The organism is Ideonella sp. (genome assembly GCF_036277275.1).
Lineage (GTDB): Bacteria > Pseudomonadota > Gammaproteobacteria > Burkholderiales > Burkholderiaceae_C > Ideonella.
Genome location: NZ_DASUNH010000097.1, coordinates 20631 through 36790, shown reverse-complemented (window position 1 = coordinate 36790; position 16160 = coordinate 20631). Strand labels below are relative to the sequence as shown.

At 68.5% G+C, this 16160-nt stretch carries 13 protein-coding genes; 7 read left to right on the top strand and 6 right to left on the bottom strand.

Features of this window, described 5'->3' with window-relative positions:
* Position 1 precedes the first annotated feature (1 nt).
* The 5 genes from VFY73_RS16575 to xdhA form a co-directional block, all read right to left on the bottom strand.
* The gene (locus VFY73_RS16575) at positions 2–544 is read right to left on the bottom strand and encodes a hemerythrin domain-containing protein (RefSeq protein ID WP_329720707.1); all 543 of its coding nucleotides are present in this window, start codon (positions 542–544) and stop codon (positions 2–4) included.
* Between the two features lie 82 nt (positions 545–626).
* Positions 627–1400, bottom strand: a complete 774-nt coding sequence (locus VFY73_RS16570; RefSeq protein WP_329720705.1) for a sulfite exporter TauE/SafE family protein — start codon at positions 1398–1400, stop codon at positions 627–629.
* A gap of 289 nt (positions 1401–1689) precedes the next feature.
* Positions 1690–2487, bottom strand: a complete 798-nt coding sequence (xdhC, locus tag VFY73_RS16565; RefSeq protein ID WP_329720703.1) for a xanthine dehydrogenase accessory protein XdhC — start codon at positions 2485–2487, stop codon at positions 1690–1692.
* A 269-nt stretch (positions 2488–2756) separates the two neighbouring features.
* A complete protein-coding gene (xdhB, locus tag VFY73_RS16560) occupies positions 2757–5099 on the bottom strand; it encodes a xanthine dehydrogenase molybdopterin binding subunit (RefSeq protein ID WP_329720701.1) in 2343 nt (780 codons plus the stop codon).
* A 5-nt stretch (positions 5100–5104) separates the two neighbouring features.
* Positions 5105–6589 carry a xanthine dehydrogenase small subunit gene (xdhA, locus tag VFY73_RS16555; RefSeq protein ID WP_329720699.1) on the bottom strand — a complete coding sequence of 495 codons (1485 nt, stop codon included), beginning with the start codon at positions 6587–6589 and terminating at the stop codon, positions 5105–5107.
* A 71-nt stretch (positions 6590–6660) separates the two neighbouring features.
* Between xdhA and VFY73_RS16550 the strand changes: the two genes are divergently transcribed.
* The 7 genes from VFY73_RS16550 to VFY73_RS16520 all read left to right on the top strand — a co-directional run bounded on the left by VFY73_RS16550 (position 6661) and on the right by VFY73_RS16520 (position 14767).
* Entirely contained in the window at positions 6661–7632 is a 972-nt protein-coding gene (locus VFY73_RS16550) for a LysR family transcriptional regulator (protein ID WP_329720697.1), read from the top strand.
* A gap of 31 nt (positions 7633–7663) precedes the next feature.
* Entirely contained in the window at positions 7664–8989 is a 1326-nt protein-coding gene (gene guaD / locus VFY73_RS16545) for a guanine deaminase (RefSeq protein WP_329720695.1), read from the top strand.
* Positions 8989–10521: an ABC transporter ATP-binding protein gene (locus VFY73_RS16540; RefSeq protein ID WP_329720693.1), complete on the top strand. Its 1533-nt coding sequence runs from the start codon at positions 8989–8991 to the stop codon at positions 10519–10521. The genes guaD and VFY73_RS16540 overlap by 1 nt, the downstream gene beginning before the upstream one ends.
* The gene (locus tag VFY73_RS16535; protein WP_329720691.1) at positions 10508–11584 is read left to right on the top strand and encodes an ABC transporter permease; all 1077 of its coding nucleotides are present in this window, start codon (positions 10508–10510) and stop codon (positions 11582–11584) included. Before VFY73_RS16540 ends, VFY73_RS16535 begins: the two co-directional genes overlap by 14 nt.
* A complete protein-coding gene (locus VFY73_RS16530) occupies positions 11581–12501 on the top strand; it encodes an ABC transporter permease (protein WP_329720689.1) in 921 nt (306 codons plus the stop codon). The genes VFY73_RS16535 and VFY73_RS16530 overlap by 4 nt, the downstream gene beginning before the upstream one ends.
* 56 nt (positions 12502–12557) lie before the next feature.
* Positions 12558–13703 carry a BMP family ABC transporter substrate-binding protein gene (locus tag VFY73_RS16525; protein WP_329720687.1) on the top strand — a complete coding sequence of 382 codons (1146 nt, stop codon included), beginning with the start codon at positions 12558–12560 and terminating at the stop codon, positions 13701–13703.
* Between the two features lie 170 nt (positions 13704–13873).
* Positions 13874–14767 (top strand): hypothetical protein, encoded by an 894-nt coding sequence (locus VFY73_RS16520; RefSeq protein WP_329720685.1) that lies wholly within the window; start codon positions 13874–13876, stop codon positions 14765–14767.
* 104 nt (positions 14768–14871) lie between these two features.
* Here the strand turns inward: VFY73_RS16520 and VFY73_RS16515 are convergent, their stop codons facing one another.
* Complete coding sequence (locus tag VFY73_RS16515) at positions 14872–16152, bottom strand: HAMP domain-containing sensor histidine kinase (protein ID WP_329720683.1); 1281 nt, start codon at positions 16150–16152, stop codon at positions 14872–14874.
* Between the last annotated feature and the right edge of the window lie 8 nt (positions 16153–16160).

The following is a 16160-nucleotide window of genomic DNA, read 5'->3' as shown; positions in this document are numbered from 1 at the left end:
TTCAGCGCGGCGTGACGCCGCGCCGGGCGGCCATGTCGGCCGTCATCGCGCGGCGCTCGGCCTCGCTGGCGAGCTGCGCGGCGGCCGGGAACGCCACCTTGTCTTCGAGCGCCAGATGGCTGGCGTGCAAGGCGACGAAGCTCTCGGCCAGGCGCCGCAGCACAGGCAGCTGGGGCAGCCCCTGTTCAGCCAGCACCTGCAGGCCGGGGGCCAAATCGGCCCACAGCGCCCGGAAGGTCCGGTGGTCGGCCGCCATCTGCTCGGCCGCCTCGACCCACACGGCCTGTTCGCTGGCCAGCAACAGCGGCAACACGTGGCGCTCTTCGTCTTCGTGGTGCAGCGGCGCGGCGATGCCGAAGTAGCGCAGCACGTCGAGCGCAGCGTCGGCCGCCTGGGCGTCCGGCCCCTGCTGTTCGGCGTGGGCGATCAGGCGCTGCAGCAGCTCCAACGAGCGCCGGACCCTGTCATGGCAGGCGGCCAACAACTCGAACGGTTGGTCGAAGCCGGCGGCGGGGGCTGCATGCAGCGTGAGCGGGGAGGCCATCGCCGAATTGTGGGCGCGGCCGCAAGCCCTTGCCTGCCTGTGGCTGCTCGCGGCCGGCTCCCGCCGCCGCGAGCGGGAGGGCTCAGACCGTCAACATCTTCACCGCGACCAGGCCCAGCACGATGGCGATCGCGTAGCGGATGAAGGTCAGCGGGGCGCGGGTGCTGATGTACGAACCGATCAGCACGCCGGGGATCGAGCCCAGCAGCAGGTTGATCAGCAGGCTGTAGTTCACGTTGCCGAGCGACAGGTGGCCCAGGCCGGCGATCAGCGCGAGCGGGATCGCATGCGCGAGGTCGGTGCCCACGAGCTTGCTGGCGTTCAGCCGCATCGGGTAGAGGTACACCAGCATCACGGTGCCCAGTGCGCCGGCGCCGATCGAGGTCAGCGTCACCAGCACGCCCAGGACCACGCCAGCCACCACCGTGGCCACCGGCTGGACGTGCTTGAAATAGCTCGCGTCGGTGACTCGCAGGCTGCGGCCGACACGGTGCAGGTAGTCCTTGGCCAGCATGCCGACCGCGGTGATCAGCAGGGCGATCGCGACGGCGCTGATGATGAAACCGCTCTTGACCTGGTTCGCATCGCTGTAGTGCATCCAGGCCAGCGTGGCGGCGGCGGCTGGCAGGCTGCCCATCGCCAGGCGGCCGACGATGCCCCAGTCCACGGTGCCGTGGTTCTGGTGCACGGCGACGCCAAACATCTTGGTGATCGACGCGTACAACAGGTCGGTGCCGACGGCGGTTTGCGGCGCAACGCCGAACATCAGCACCAGCAACGGCGTCATCAGCGCGCCGCCGCCCACACCGGTGATCCCGACGATGGTGCCGACCAACAGGCCGGCTACGGCCCTCATGCCATCAATTTCCACGACTGCTCCCGTCCTCGTTGAATGCGCAAGCCGGGTTTCGTCGCTGATGCGCACGCCCTATGCGTCGCGGCATTGTGAGCGTCGGGTTATGCGGAAACCGGCTATCGATACGCGCCCCCGGCATAACCTCGCGCATGGAGCCAGTCCAGTAAGAAGCTCGGAAGCCTTTTGCATGAAGGCCGAACTTGCTCGCTCTCCTGCTAAAACCGGCGTTCCAAGCTCGAAAACCGCATGACGCGGCCGGCGGGGTGGGTCGGCGTCACCCCCTGTTTGACTAAGGGTAAATCCCTAGTATCTGGGCGGCCACGGACACTGCGATGACCCCGGGCTGCTTGCCGCCGATGTCGGGCAGGCCAATGGGGCAGACCATGCGTGACAGCATGTCGTCTGCAATGCCGCGGTCGCGCAGCCGGTGTTCAAAGCGGGCCCGTTTGGTGGCCGAGCCGATGAGACCGAACCAACCGAAGTCGCCCCGCCTCAAGATCGCTTCGGTGATCGCCAGGTCCAGCACATGGCTGTGCGTGAGCACCAGGTAGAAGTCGCCCGGCCGGCCGTTCGCGACCTCGGCCTCGACAGGCTCGACGCAGACGCGCTGCACGTGATCCGGTGAAGGGCTGGCGGGGAACTCGCTCTCGCGTTCGTCGACCCAGACGATCTCGCACGGCACGCCCGCCAACACCTGCACCATGGCGCGGCCGACGTGACCGGCACCGAACAGATGCAGGCGGAACAGTGGCCGTGGTGCCGGCCAATCCGCGATGGCGGCTTGGGTCAAGGGCGACAGTCGCAGCGTCAGCGCGCCGCCGCAGCATTGACCGAGCGAGGGGCCGAGCGCGACCGCCCAGTCCAGTGGGGCGGTGTCGTTGGCGGCGAGCCGCTCGCGGGCGCGGGCGATCGCCTGCCATTCGAGGTGGCCACCACCGATGGTGCCGGCCACCTCATGGGCGCTGACCAGCATGCGTGTGCCGGCTTCACGCGGCACCGAGCCGCGGGCTTCGATGACCTCGACCAGCATCGCGGGGTGTCTTGTCGCCAGCCACTGTGCTGCGGTGTTGCGGTCGGGGTCCAGCACTCTAAGGTCTCCGGCGTCGCATTCCACCTGCAACGCGCTGCGCGTGGCGGCTGGCCCGGGGGTGCGTTCTCCGGCCCACGCTCGCGGGGCACCGCGTTGCGCGCGCAACCGTCTCTCGGTCAGCATCGTTGATGCGTGCCGATGTCGGCGCGGCCGCGAATGGGGCCTGCGCGCAGCAGGCTGCCGCTGCCGCCCTGTCGCCATCACTGTGGCAGGGTGGTGTGCGGATCAAGCCGATGGCAGATGCTCGTTGCCGCGAACGCGACGTCTCAAGCATTACGAACCGCCTGAACCGCACGCAGCAAGGCTTCAGGCGTGGCCGGCGCCGACAAGGGCGGTTGGCAACCTGGTGCGCCGCAGGCCGCCGCGGCGTCACGCAAGGCGAGAAACACCGAGAACGCCAGCAACAGTGGCGGCTCGCCCACCGCCTTGCTGCGGTGGATGCTGTCCTCGGCATTGTGATTGGCGTACAGGCGCGTCGTGAACGCGTCGGGCAGGTCGTTCGCCGTCGGGATCTTGTAAGTCGACGGGGCGTGGGTCAGCAGCGCGCCGGTCTGCGGGTGCCAGACCAGCTCTTCGGTCGTCAGCCAACCCATCCCTTGCACGAAGGCGCCTTCGATCTGGCCGATGTCGATGGCCGGGTTCAGCGAGGCGCCGACGTCGTGCAGCAGGTCGGCGCGGGTCAGCTTCCATTCGCCGGTCAGCGTGTCCAGCAACACCTCGCTGACCGCAGCACCGTAGGCGAAATAGTAGAACGGGCGGCCGGTCAGCGTGGCACGGTCCCAGTGCAGGCCCGGCGTGGCGTAGAAGCCGTCGGACCACAGCTGCACGCGGGCCTGGTAAGCCTTCAGCACCAGCGCGTCGAAGTGGATCGCGGCGCCGCTGGGCGCGACGACTTGCCCGTTGTCGAAGTGAAGCTCGTCGGCGGGAGCGTCGAGCGTGTCGGCCGCCAGCGCAGCAAGCCGATCGCGGATCTTGCGGGCCGCGTCCTGCGCGGCCTTGCCGTTCAGGTCCGAGCCGGTCGACGCGGCGGTGGCCGAGGTGTTGGCCACCTTGCTGGTGTCGGCCGCCGTGCAGCGCACACGTGTCAATGGCAGGCCCAACTCGTGCGCGACGACCTGTGCGACCTTGGTGTTCAGGCCCTGGCCCATCTCGGTGCCGCCGTGGTTCACCAGCACCGAGCCGTCGGTGTAGACATGCACCAGCGCCCCGGCCTGGTTGAAGTGGTTGACGTTGAACGAGATGCCGAACTTCACCGGCGTCAGCGCGAGGCCCTTTTTCAGCACCGGGCTCGTTGCATTGAACATGGCGATCGCATCACGCCGTGCGGCGTAGTCGGCACTGGCTGCCAGTTCGCCGGTCAACGGCGCGATGATGTTGTCGCTGACCGTCTGGCGATACGGCGTGACGTTGCGCTCGGCGTCACCGTACCAGTTCACGCGCCGCACATCGAGCGGGTCGCGGCCCAGGTGGCGGGCAATCGTGTCGAGCACGACCTCGGTCACCAGCGCGCCCTGCGGCCCGCCGAAGCCGCGAAACGCGGTGTTGCTCTGGGTGTTGGTGCGCGGCAGGTAACCGTGGATCGCGACTTCGGGCAGCCAGTAGGCGTTGTCGACGTGGCAGATCGCGCGGGTCATCACCGGTGGCGACAGGTCGGCCGAATGGCCGGCGTGGCCAAGCAGCGTCAGTTCCAGGCCGAGCACATGACCTTCGTCGTCGAAACCCACCTCCCAATCGAACTCGAAGCCATGGCGTCGGCCGGTGACCATGAAGTCGTCGTCGCGGTCCGGCCGCAGCTTGACCGGGCGGTTCAGCGCTTTCGCCGCCAACGCCGCGACACAGGCGAACAGCGCCGACTGCGACTCCTTGCCGCCAAAGCCACCGCCCATGCGCCGGCACTCGACCAGCACCTGGTTTGCGCTCAGTTCGAGCGCATGCGCGACGACGGCCTGCATTTCGCTCGGGTGCTGCGTCGAGCAGTGCACCTTCAGCCCGCCATCGTCCTGCGGCAACGCGTAGGCGATCTGGCCTTCGAGGTAGAACTGCTCCTGGCCGCCAAGCGAGAACTGGCCGGTCAGTCGGTGGGGTGCATTCGCGATCGCGCGCCTCACGCCCGCCCCGCCGCCACCGGACTGGCTGCGCGCCAGGTGCATCGGCGGCACCACGTAGTCCTGCCTCGCATGGGCTTCGCGCACCGTCAGCATCGCGGGCAGCGGTTCGATCTGCAGCACCTGCTTGGCTTTCGCGGCGGCCCGGCGTGCGGCTTCGCGCGTGTCGGCGATGACCGCGAACACCGGCTGGCCGAGGTAGCGCACCGTGCCGTCGGCGAGGATCGGGTCGTCGTGCACGATCGGACCGCAGTCGTTGTGGCCGGGGATGTCCGTTGCGGTGAAGACCGCGACCACCCCCGGCTCGCGCTTCAGCGCATCGGCATCGATCGCGAGCAAGCGCCCATGCGCCACCGGCGACAGGCCCAGCGCGCAGTGCAGTGTGCCGGCCAACTCGGGCAGGTCGTCGACGTAGGCTGCGCGGCCGGTCACGTGCAGCGTGGCCGACTCGTGCGGCAGTGCCGAGCCGACGACCGGCGCGCCAGCGGTTCGGGGTGGGGTCATTTCCATCAGGCGAACACCCGCAGTTCGTGCAGCGCCAGCGGTTGCGAGGGCCGGGTGCTCAGCCACAGTCGCTCCAGCAACGCGGCAGCGGCCTGGCGGCGGTAGTCGGCACTGGCGCGCAGGTCGGTCAGCGGTTGGAAGTCGCTCGCCAGTGCAGCTTGCGCGGCGCGCAATGTCGCTTCGGTCCAGGGCTGGCCGACGATCGCGGCCTCGGTGGCCGCGGCCCGCTTGACGACGGCTGCCATGCCGCCAAAAGCCAGCCGCACTTCGGCGACGTGCTCACCGTCGAGCCGAAGCGCGAAGCCGGCGCTGACCGCGGAGATGTCGCAGTCGAAACGCTTGGAAAGCTTGTGCGCCTGCACCTGCCAGCCGGGCGAGGGCGGCGGCACGCAGACCGCCTCGATGAACTCGCCGCGGCCCAGCTGGTTCTTCATATAGCCAACATAGAAATCCTGCAGCGGCAACTCGCGTGTGGCTTGGCCTTTGCGCAGCGTCAGCGTCGCGCCGAGCGCGATCAAGACCGGCGCGGTGTCGCCGATCGGCGAGCCGTTGGCCAGATTGCCGACCAGCGTGCCGGCATGGCGAACCGGCGGGCCGGCGAAGCGGCGGTGCATTTCGCTCAGGGCCGGCCAGCGTTGCACCAGCGCGGCCCAGCCGTCTTCCAGTGTCACCGCGGCGCCGATCCGCAGCGTCGCCCCATCGTCGTCGATCGTGCGCAACTCGGCCACGTCACCCAGGTAGATCAACTGCGGCAGCGCGCGGAATTGCTTGTTGACCCACAGCCCGATGTCGGTCGCCCCGGCCAGCAGCGTGGCGTCGGGCTGCAGTTCGCGTTGCGTGGCCAGCTCCGCCAATGACCGCGGCGCCTTGAAGCCGTCGATCGACGGTGAAGGCTCGTCACGCAGCGCCCGCAACTGGTCGGCCAGACCCTCCAGCGGCAGGCGCGGGCCGGGCAGGGTGTTCATCGCCTCGCCGGCATCGAGGATCGGGCGGTAACCGGTGCAGCGGCACAGGTTGCCACTCAACTCGTCGGCCAGCTCGGGCCGTGTCGGCGCGGTGCCGGCCTCGGCGTGACGCTCATGGCACAGCGCCAACGACATCGCGAAGCCGGGGGTGCAGAAACCGCATTGCGAGCCGTGGTGCTCGACCAGCGCATTCTGCGCGGGATGCAGCCCGCCGCTACCGGCCAGGTCTTCGACAGTCAGCAGCGCCTTGCCGTGCAGCGTCGGCAGGAATCGGATGCAGGCGTTCACCGGTCGCAGAGCCAGCCCCGCCACCCGCACCGCGCGACTCGGCTCGGGCATCTCGTCGGCCAGCTCGGCGACGATCACCGTGCAGGCGCCGCAGTCGCCTTCGGCACAGCCCTCCTTGCTGCCGCAGGCGCGTGCGTCTTCGCGCAGCCACTGCAGCACGCTGCGGGTCGGCTCGGGCACAGCGACGCTGACCGGCTGGCCACGGAACACGAATTGGATCGGGCGCATGTCACTCATCTTTGCGAAGGTACTCCGGTCGGCGGAGTCGTGCATGTCGTCAAACACCTGAGTATCATTCGTTTCGACGTATGACGCAGCCGCCGGATTTCGCGAACATCGACCTCCACTTGGTGAAGGTGCTGTACACCGTGGTTTCCGAGCAAAGCGTTTCGCGTGCCGCCTTGCGGCTGGGCAGCGGGCAACCGTTGGTCAGTGCGCAGCTTCGGCGTCTGCGAGCGCTGACCGGCGACCCGCTGCTGGTGCGCGCCGGCGCCGGCCTGGCGCCCACCGACACCGCGTTGGCCTTGCTGGCCCCGGCCGAGCGCCTGCTGCGCGAGGCGGAAACGCTGTTCGGCCCGGCACGCCCCGGCCGTGCCTTCGAGCCGGCCCGGGCAACGCTGACGATGCGCATCGCCGCCAGCGACTACCTCGACCCGCTGTTCCTGCCCGGCGTCGTCGCACGACTGCAGCAGTTGGCGCCGCAAGCCAGGCTCGAGTTGCACCCGTTGTCGGCCGAGTTCGACTACCGGCGCAAGCTGGCCGCAGGTGAGGTCGACCTGGTGGTCGGCAACTGGCTGGAGCCGCCGGACGAACTGCACCTGGGCCGCTTGTCGTCCGACGAGGTGGTCTGCCTCGTGGCCGCCGACCACCCGGCGGTGAAGAACCCTCGGGGCTGGACGACCGCGCGCTACCTCGACAGCGACCACATCGCGCCGACGCCGCTGCACCCCGGCGCCCGCGGCGTGATCGACGAGCACCTGGCGTTGCAAGGGCTGGAGCGGCGCATCACCGTGCGCTGCGCTCACTTCAGCCTGGCGCCGCAGATGGTGTCGCAGAGCCGGTTGGTGCTGACGACCGGGCGCCAGTTCTGCCAGCGCTTCGTCGGCGGCCAGGCGTCGCTGCGCATCGTCAAGTGCCCGGTGGCCTTCCCACCGATGGCCTATTACCAGCTCTGGCACGAGCGCACCCACGTCTCGGCCGCGCAGCGCTGGCTGCGTGAGCAGGTGCGCGATGTGGCGCGCGAACTGGCCGCACCGGCCGCCAGCAGAACGAAAGCCTGAGCGAGAACATGGGCGACGAGAACGTGATCGCATGACCCGACGCCTGGCCCTGCAGGGCGACCTGCTCGACTTCACCGACACGCCGGCGCTGGACGACGCCACCAGCCCGGCCGTGCGCTATCGCCCGGGCCACTGGCTGCTCATTGGCGACGACGGTCGCATCGCCGGTGTGCAGACCGAGGCGCCAGACGCCAGTTGGCCCCGCGAGCAGCATCCGGGCCGGCTGATCTTGCCCGGCTTCATCGACACCCATGTGCACAGCGCGCAGGTCGATGTGCTGGGCGCCTACGGCACCGCCCTGCTCGACTGGCTGGAGCGGCACACCTTCCCGGCCGAATCGCGCATGGCCGATGCGGCCCATGCAGCGCACATCTCGGCACTGTTCCTCGATGGGCTGCTGGCCGCTGGCACGACCGCGGCGATGGTCTTTCCGACGGTGCACAAGGCCTCGGTCGATGCACTCTTCAACGCGGCCGAAGCGCGCGGCATGCGGCTCATCGGCGGCAAGGTGCTGATGGACCGCCACGCACCCGATTTCCTGCGCGACGACGTGGCCCAGGCCGAACGCGACTGTGTCGACCTGATCGCGCGCTGGCATGGCCGCGACCGCATCGCCTATGCGGTGACGCCGCGTTTCGCGCCGACTTCGACCGAGGCGCAGCTGGCGATGGCCGGTGCGTTGATGGCGGCGACGCCGGGTCTCTACATGCAAACCCACGTGGCCGAGAACACCGACGAGGTGCGTTGGGTCTCACAGCTGTTTCCGCAGGCGCGCAGCTACCTCGACGTCTATCGCCACTACGGCCTGCTGGGGCCCCGCGCGATGCTGGCCCACGGCATCTGGCTCGACGCGGACGACCGCGCGCTGCTGGCCGCCCACGGCGCCACGATCGCCCACTGCCCCTCGTCCAACCTGTTCCTCGGCAGTGGCCTTTTCGACTGGGCTGCGACACGGGCGGCCGGCGCGGCGGTGACGATGGGCACCGATGTCGGCGGTGGCACCAGCCTGTCGATGCCGCGCACGCTGGCCGATGCCTACAAGGTGCAGGCGATGGCCAACCGGCGCGTGACCGCATGGGCGTTGCTGCATGCTGCCACGCGCGGCGCGGCCGAGGCGCTGCACCTGGGCCACGAGATCGGCTCGCTGGAGCCGGGCGCTCACGCCGACATCGTCGTCTGGGACCGCGCGGCCAGCCCCGTGGAAGCCCGCAGACAATCGGTGGCCCGGGACTTGCATGATGCGGTCTTCGCCTGGTTGACGCTGGGTGACGAGCGCCATGTGGTGAGCACCCGCGTCGCCGGCGTCGAGCGTCATCGACGCGGCGCTTTTTCCGCCGAACCCAACGACCTCTGCTGATGCCGCCCGCTGCCCCGTTGCGCCTCGAACTAAGAGGGATCACCAAACAGTACCCTGCCGTGCGAGCCAACGATGGAGTTTCGCTGCGCGTCGCGCCCGGCCAGATTCACGCCGTGCTGGGCGAGAACGGTGCCGGCAAGTCGACGCTGATGAAGATCATCTACGGCGCCACCCCGCCCGATGCGGGCGAGGTGCTGTGGAAGGGCCAGTCGGTCAAGGTGGCCAGCCCGGCGGCGGCGCGCGCGCTGGGCATCAGCATGGTCTACCAGCACTTCTCGCTGTTCGACACGCTGACCGCGGCCGAGAACGTCTGGCTCGGTCTCGGCAAGCATGAGACGCTGGCCGAGGTGACCGAGCGCATCCGCCAGGTCGCGGCAGGCTATGGGCTGGAGGTCGATCCGCTGCGACCGGTGCACACCCTCAGCGTCGGCGAGCGCCAGCGGGTCGAGATCGTGCGTGCGCTGCTGACCAAACCGAGCCTGCTGATCCTCGACGAGCCGACCTCGGTGCTGACGCCGCAGGCGGTGGAAAGGCTCTTCGTCACGCTGCGCCAGTTGAGCAGCGAGGGCTGCAGCATCCTCTACATCAGCCACAAGCTCGACGAGATCCGCCACCTGTGCCACCACTGCACCGTGCTGCGGGGTGGCAAGGTCACCGGCGAGGTCGACCCGACACAGGAGACCAACGCGAGCCTCAGCCGCCTGATGATCGGCGCCGAGCCGCCCGCACTCGCGCACCGCGAAGCGAAGACCGGCGCGGTGGCGCTGGACGTGAAGCGCCTGAGCCTGCCGCAGCTGGACCCTTTCGGCGTCAGCCTGGCCGACGTGTCGCTGCAGGTGAGGGCGGGTGAGATCGTCGGCATCGCCGGTGTGTCGGGCAACGGTCAGCAGGAGCTGATGGCCGCACTGTCGGGCGAAGACCGGCGTGCGCCGGCCGGCAGCGTCGCTCTGTTCGGGCACGACATTGCCGCCGCATCGCCACGCCAGCGGCGCACGCTGGGCCTGCACTTCGTGCCCGAAGAGCGATTGGGCCGCGGCGCGGTGCCGAGCTTGAGCCTGGCGCAGAACACGCTGCTGACCCGCACCCAGACGGTGGGCCGCGGCGGCTGGCTCAGGCTGGCCGAGACGCGGGCATTGGCCACCGACCTGATCGCCCGCTTCAACGTCAAGGCCGGCGGGCCGGATGCGGTGGCGCGCTCGCTGTCCGGCGGCAACCTGCAGAAGTTTCTCGTCGGCCGCGAGATCGACGCCAAGCCGAAAGCGCTGATCGTTGCCCAGCCGACCTGGGGCGTCGACGTCGGCGCGGCCGCGCAGATCCGCGGCGAGCTGCTGCGCCTGCGCGACGAGGGTTGCGCACTGCTGGTCGTCAGCGAAGAGCTGGACGAGCTGTTCGAGATCAGCGACCGGCTGCTGGTGATCGCGCGCGGCCGGGTGTCGCCGCCGATTGCGACGTCACAGGCGACGGTAGAGCAAATTGGTGAATGGATGTCGGGCCTGTGGCCGACCCAGGAGACGGCCCGTGCTGCGGCTTGAAGCACGGCCGCAGCCCTCGAAAGCGATGTCGATCGGCTCGCCGCTGTTGGCGCTCGTGATCACGGTGCTGATGGGCATTGCGCTGTTCGCCGCGTTGGGCAAGGACCCGGTGCGGGGCCTGCAGGTGTTCTTTTTCGAGCCGGTCAAGAGTGCCTACGCTTTGTCCGAGCTGTCGATCAAGGCGGTGCCGCTGGTGCTGATCGCACTCGGGCTGGCGGTCTGTTTTCGCTCCAACGTCTGGAACATCGGCGCCGAGGGCCAGTTCGTCGTCGGTGCATTGGCGGCCGGCTGGGTGGCGATGCAGGCGGGGCCAGGCACCGCGTGGCTGGGCAAGGGCATCGTCTTGCCGATCCTGCTGGCGGGCGCGCTGGGTGGCATGGCCTGGGCTGCGCTGGTGGCGTTGCTGCGCGACCGCTTCAACGCCAACGAGATCCTGGTCAGCCTGATGCTGGTCTACGTGGCCGACATGCTGCTGGCCTACCTCGTCTACGGGCCGTGGAAGGATCCGGCGGGCTACAACTTCCCGCAGACCATCACCTTCGATGCGACGACGAAGATTCCGCGACTGGTGCAGGGCCTGCGGATGAACATCGGCCTGGTCGTTGCGCTGCTGGCGGTCAGCGCGCTGTGGGTTTTTCTGTTCCGCACCTACCGCGGCTTTGCGCTGCAGGTCGGCGGGCTGGCGCCGGCGGCGGCGCGTTACGCCGGCTTCTCTTCGCGCCGTGCGCTGTGGACGGCGCTGCTGGTTTCGGGCGGGCTGGCCGGCTTGGCCGGTGGGTTGGAAGCCGCCGGGCCGCTCGGCCAGCTGACGCCGTACGTGCCGGCCGGCTACGGCTTCGCCGCGATCATCGTCGCCTTCGTCGGACGATTGCACCCAGTGGGCATCGTCTTCTCCGCCGTGCTGATGAGCATGTTCTACATCGGCGGTGAACTGGCGCAATCGCGGCTCGGGCTGCCCAAGGCGTTGACCGGCGTGTTCCAGGGCCTGCTGCTGTTCTCGCTGCTGGCCTGTGACACCTTGATTCACTACCGGGTGCGTTTCGGTGCGAGGGTCAAGGCATGAATGAAATTGCCCTGCTGCTGGCTGCGACGCTGAACGCAGGCACGGTGCTGGCGATCGCCGGCCTGGGCTTGCTGATCAACGAACGCGCGGGCATCGTCAACCTCGGTGCCGAAGGGATGATGCTGGTCGCTGCGATTGCCGGGTTCGCGACCGCGGTGCACTCGGGCTCCGACACGCTGGCCTTTGTCGCTGGCATGGGGGCCGGCGCGCTGATGGCCGCGGCCTTCGGCGTGCTGGTGATCTGGCTCAACACGAACCAGTACGCCACAGGGCTGGCTTTGAGCCTGTTCGGCGCCGGCTTCTCGGCCTTCGTCGGCATCTCGTTCACCCAGCAGCGCATCGGTGCGCGGCCTCAGTTCGCCATTCCAGGCCTGTCGGACATCCCGCTGGTCGGGCCGGCCCTGTTCCGCCAGCACCCGCTGGTTTACGGCGCGATCGCGCTGGCGTTGGGACTGGCCTGGCTCCTCTACCGCTCGCGTGCCGGCCTGGTGTTGCGCGCCGTCGGTGAATCGCCCGAGTCGGCCCATGCGCTGGGCTATCCGGTGCGGCGCATCCGGCTGGCCGCGGTGGTGGCCGGCGGCGCGCTGTGCGGGCTGGCCGGCGCCTACATCTCGGTCATCTACACGCCGCTGTGGGTCGAGGGCATGGTCGCCGGCAAGGGCTGGATCGCGCTCGCGCTGACGACCTTCGCCACCTGGCGGCCGACGCGCGTGCTGCTCGGCGCCTACCTGTTCGGTGGCGTCACGATGCTGCAGTTCCACCTCCAAGGCGAAGGCGTGCAGATCGCCAGCCAGTGGCTGACGATGCTGCCCTACCTGTCGACCATCGTCGTGCTGGTGCTCATCTCGCGCAATCCGAACTGGATCAAAGTGAATATGCCAGCGTCGCTCGGCAAGCCTTTCTTTCCAGGCAATTGACGGCCGTGCGCGCCTATCATTCCGCCCGTCTTTTCCAACATCCCACGGAGCCCTTCATGACCCTCTCGAAGCGAACCCTGCTCGCCACTGCGGCGGTCGCCGCCCTTGCCGCGCTGGTGGGCTGCGGCAAGAAGGAAGAAGCGCCGGCGCCCGAGGCCGCGAGCGCGGCAGCGTCCGCACCGGCCAAGCCCGAGCCGTTGAAGATTGCCTTCGCCTACGTCGGCCCGGTCGGTGACGGCGGCTGGACGTTCGCACACGACAACGGGCGCAAGATGCTCGAGAAGGAATTCGGCGACAAGGTCGCCACCAGCTTTGTCGAGAAAGTGCCCGAGGCGGCCGATGCCGAGCGCGTGTTCAACGATCTGATCGGTCAGGGCAACCAGCTGATCTTCGGCACCACCTTCGGCTACATGGAGCCGATGCTGAAGGTCGCCGCCGAGCACAAGGACGTCAAGTTCGAACACGCCACCGGCTACAAGACGGCCGACAACCTGCGCACCTATGACTCGCGCACCTACGAGGGCGCCTACATGGCTGGCGTGATCGCCGGCTCGATGACCAAGACCAACACGCTGGGCGTGGTCGGCTCTATCCCGATCCCCGAGGTGATCCGCAACATCAACTCGTTCACGCTCGGCGCGCAAAGCGTGAACCCGAAGATCAAGACCAAGGTGGTCTGGGTCAACGAGTGGTTCAACCCGCCGAAGGAAACCGAGGCCGCGACCTCGCTGATCAACGGCGGTGCCGACGTGCTGATGCAGAACACCGATTCCGCCGCCGTGCTGAAGACCGCCGAAGACAAGGGCAAGCGCGCCGTCGGCTGGGATTCCGACATGTCAGCTTACGGACCCAAGGCTCATTTGGGCTCGGCGGTCATCAACTGGGGCCCGTACTACGTCAAGGCCACCCGTGACGCGCTGGAAGGCAAGTGGGCCACCGGCAAGGCCTGGTGGGGCGTCAAGGAAGGGGCGATCGACTTCGTTTCGGTCGCGGCTGACGTGCCGGCCGAGGCCAAGGCCAAGCTCGACGCCGTGAAGGCCGGCTTGAAGGACGGCAGCTTCGTGATCTGGAAGGGGCCGATCGTCGACAACACCGGCAAGGAACAGCTGGCCAAGGACGTGGTCGCCGACGACAACTTCCTCGGCGGCGTCAAGTTCTATGTCAAGGGCGTCGAAGGCAAGGTGCCGGGCGACGGCAAGTAACCTGCCGCGTCAGCGCATCGCGAGTGCGCTGCGCCAACAAGCCGCCGTGGTCCGCTCGGCGGCTTTTTTGTTGCGCTTTTGCCGTGGCCTGTCATCGACATGCGTCCGACATGACGCTACAAGGTGGGGCCGCGACGCGGTACTAACCTTCAATTGACAGGGAGCACTTGATGACCCAACGACGACCCGACCCCAGGATCGACATACACCGCCGGCGGCTGCTAGGCAGCGGCGCCGCCAGCTGCGCGCTGGGCGCCCTGGCGAGCCTCGCCCCGTTGCCCGCGTTCGCGCAGACCCGTTTCGATTCGCGTGGCCGCTACAAGCTGAAGGCCGATTTCATGTGTCCGCCCGAAGGCGACTACCTGGTGCCGTGGGACGACGTGCAATTCCAGACCGGCAACGACTTCAGCCTGCAGCCCGGCGGCAAGGTGCTGTTCCACACCCACGGCCTGTATGAACTGGTGGCTTCGGCCGACTGGCAGATGAAAACCGGGCTGGACATCGACATGCGCCAGATCGGCCTGCGGTTGCAGCGTGCCGACCAGCCCGATGAGCCGCTGCCCCCGCACGAGCGCATCGGCTTTTTCAACACCCCGGGCTCCGACCCGCCGCGCATGGCCCGCTACCAAGGACAATGGGCGCCACCGGCGATCGCACCGGGCGGTACCGTCAGCACCGAAATCAGGGTCGAGCCGGCCGGCACCGTGCGGCTGGGTGACATGGCGATGGCCTCGCACATCAAGGTGGCGCCCGATTCGCTGCCGGCCGAGGTGGCGAAGTCGCTGGTTGTGCACGCCAAGGTGATCGCCGACGACACGGTCAGTGTCTCGATCCTCAATCCGCTGACAACCGTGGTCCAGGTGAACCCCGGTCTGCTGAAAGTCGTGGCGATGAGCGCGACGGCGGTGCGCGGCAATTCGGGTGACGCCTGGCAGATCTCGCACAGTGCGTCGACCGAAATCTTCCCCGGCGACCGCGTCTACACGATGATCCGGCACAAGGTGCCCGGCACGGTGCTGCAGACGACCCGCAGCACCTTCATGCAGATCGACCGGGTAGCGTAGTGGTGGGCCCCCACGCCCGCTCCGGCGGCTGCAAGACCGCGCTGCGGCCCGGCGAAGCCGGATCCGCGCACGCCACTTGAAGAGGCCCGGCGCTTCGCGCGGACCTACCGTGCAGAGAGCACTTTCCGGGGCAAGGTGATCTCGAAACGTGTACCGCGGCCCGGTTCGCTCCAGACGTGGACCGTGCCGCCAAGCACGCGGTACACCAGCTTGTAGACCAGGTACAGCCCGATGCCCGAGCCGCCCTGGCCCAGCTTGGTGGTGTAGAAGGGGTCGAAGATCTTGTCCAGCTGACCGCTCGGGATGCCGCAGCCGTTGTCGGCGAACTGCAGCGCCAAATGGTCGTCGGCGCGCGACTGGGCCGAGATCGTGATGCGCCCTTGCGGCTGCTCGTCGAAACCGTGCCGCAGTGCATTGCTGATCAGGTTCGACAGCACCTGTCCCAGTGCGCCGGGGTAGCTTTCCAGCGTCAGGTTGGCCGGAATGTCCAGCACCACCTCGTGCTGGCCGGCGCGCAGGCTGGGGTCGAAGCTGGTCACCGCGTCCTGCACCACGTCGGCAAGCGAGAAGCGCTGCAGCGGCTCGCTGCCGACATCGCCTTCGGCATGCTTGAAGTGGTGGATCAGGTCGGCTGCCCGTCTCAGATTGCGCTGGATCACGTCCATCGTCTCGCAGCACATCTGAAGGAACGACTCGAGTTCGGCCCGCTTCAGGCGCTGCTCGGCCAGGTCGACCTCCAGCCGATGGGCCTCGTCGCCCAAGGTGGTGCCGGACAACAAGGCATTGCCCAGCGGTGTGTTCATCTCGTGCGCAAAGCCGGCCATCAGCGAGCCCAGGCTCGCCAACTTGCGCGAGCGAGCCAGTTCGGCGGTGCGCTCGTTCACCTTGACCTCGAGCTGCTCGTTCCATGATTCGAGCAGCGACTTGGCCTCCGTCAGCGCATTGACCTGCTTCTGCAGCTTGCTGGTGACGCGGTTGTAGTCTTCGCGCACGCGGCCAAGCTCGAAGCGCAGCCGGTCGTTGTCCAACAGCGCGACACGCTGTGCTTCTTCGTGCGTACAGGCGCGGTCGATGGCCGACAGCAGCCCGGCCAAGCACTCGTGCATCTCGCCGAGGTGCTCGGTGCGCGGGGTCAGCAGCCACAGCAGCGGGCCGAGGGCCCGGTCGCCGGGCGATGGGCCGGCCGCTGCACCGCCTTGCCTGGGCAACAGCACCACGCCGCGCATGCGCTGCTCGAAGTCGGGCAGCACTGCGCGCAGCTCGTCCAACGCACGGACCAGCACCACCACCGTGCCACCCAGCAGGTGGCGCTTGCTCAAGCGCACCAGCTGGAAGCCCGGCGGGGTCGGCTCGATGGTGCTGTAGAACAGGCTGGCGTGGTCCATCCGCGGGG

Coding starts and splice junctions, on each gene's coding strand:
- VFY73_RS16575 (WP_329720707.1), bottom strand. CDS start 544: ATGGCCTCCCCGCTCACGCTGCATGCAGCCCCCGCCGCCGGCTTCGAC.
- VFY73_RS16570 (WP_329720705.1), bottom strand. CDS start 1,400: ATGAGGGCCGTAGCCGGCCTGTTGGTCGGCACCATCGTCGGGATCACC.
- xdhB (WP_329720701.1), bottom strand. CDS start 5,099: ATGACCCCACCCCGAACCGCTGGCGCGCCGGTCGTCGGCTCGGCACTG.
- xdhA (WP_329720699.1), bottom strand. CDS start 6,589: ATGAGTGACATGCGCCCGATCCAATTCGTGTTCCGTGGCCAGCCGGTC.
- VFY73_RS16550 (WP_329720697.1), top strand. CDS start 6,661: ATGACGCAGCCGCCGGATTTCGCGAACATCGACCTCCACTTGGTGAAG.
- guaD (WP_329720695.1), top strand. CDS start 7,664: ATGACCCGACGCCTGGCCCTGCAGGGCGACCTGCTCGACTTCACCGAC.
- VFY73_RS16540 (WP_329720693.1), top strand. CDS start 8,989: ATGCCGCCCGCTGCCCCGTTGCGCCTCGAACTAAGAGGGATCACCAAA.
- VFY73_RS16530 (WP_329720689.1), top strand. CDS start 11,581: ATGAATGAAATTGCCCTGCTGCTGGCTGCGACGCTGAACGCAGGCACG.
- VFY73_RS16525 (WP_329720687.1), top strand. CDS start 12,558: ATGACCCTCTCGAAGCGAACCCTGCTCGCCACTGCGGCGGTCGCCGCC.
- VFY73_RS16520 (WP_329720685.1), top strand. CDS start 13,874: ATGACCCAACGACGACCCGACCCCAGGATCGACATACACCGCCGGCGG.
- VFY73_RS16515 (WP_329720683.1), bottom strand. CDS start 16,152: ATGGACCACGCCAGCCTGTTCTACAGCACCATCGAGCCGACCCCGCCG.